The sequence below is a fragment of the Brytella acorum genome (assembly GCF_029309905.1).
GTDB lineage: Bacteria > Pseudomonadota > Alphaproteobacteria > Acetobacterales > Acetobacteraceae > Brytella > Brytella acorum.
On record NZ_JARBJP010000040.1, the window covers coordinates 1 to 774 of the forward strand.

1 protein-coding gene is annotated in these 774 nt (G+C 50.9%); it reads right to left on the bottom strand.

What is annotated here, in order from left to right; genetic code table 11:
* Nucleotides 1-95 precede the first annotated feature (95 nt).
* On the bottom strand, nt 96-527 hold the full coding sequence (locus tag PWM43_RS15335; RefSeq protein WP_289843329.1) for a DoxX family protein: 432 nt from the start codon (nt 525-527) through the stop codon (nt 96-98).
* Nucleotides 528-774: the final 247 nt, after the last annotated feature.

Genomic DNA, 774 nt, shown 5'->3' on the forward strand with positions numbered 1-774 from the left:
CCATCACCATCTCCATCAATGGAAACGGTGAATCACAATCTATGCCCCATGTCACCCCACACGATTCATCGTTCAGTGGACGTGCTCTAGATCTCTCAGAATTTAAGGGACGAAGTGTTTGTCGTCAGAGCATCAATGGAAAAACGACCGGGGCCGGTGGCGGCAACGGCCAGGAAACCACCAGCGATGCTGAAATTTTTGTAGAAATGGATCCACATATCGTACCGCTCCATACCGGAAAACGTCCAGTAATGGTGACCGATAAACGCCGTAGCGACCGTGTAAAGAGCAAGAAGAATGGCGACGGGTGAAGTCAGGACGCCCAGTGCGACCAGCAGACCCAGGCCCAGTTCGACCAGAATGGCAATGATGGAGGACAGAGAAGGCAGGGGCGCGCCCGATGCGGTCATGTAAGCGACTGTGCCGGAGAAGCCTGTCAATTTTCCCCAGCCCATGAAGATAAAAAGCATGGCGAGGAGCAGGCGCGATGCGAGAAGAAGGGGGGCGCGTGAGACAGTGGGGATCATTGCGGCGTGTCTTTCATAAGAAGAAAAGCAGCGCGTTACTGTGTTGCTGCTGCCTATTTTTTAGGATGCTCAGGTTCAGCAATAAATAGAAATGGCATAAACAGAATGTTTCCATTTTTTGCTTTCTGAAGGAGCAGCACGCTACAATCGGACCTGCAGGCTTATACTAAATTGTTTTGGATGTGACTCATGGGGGTGCCCATAGGCGTTAAATTGTGATTCACAGGATACCATCGTTGAAGGAAGG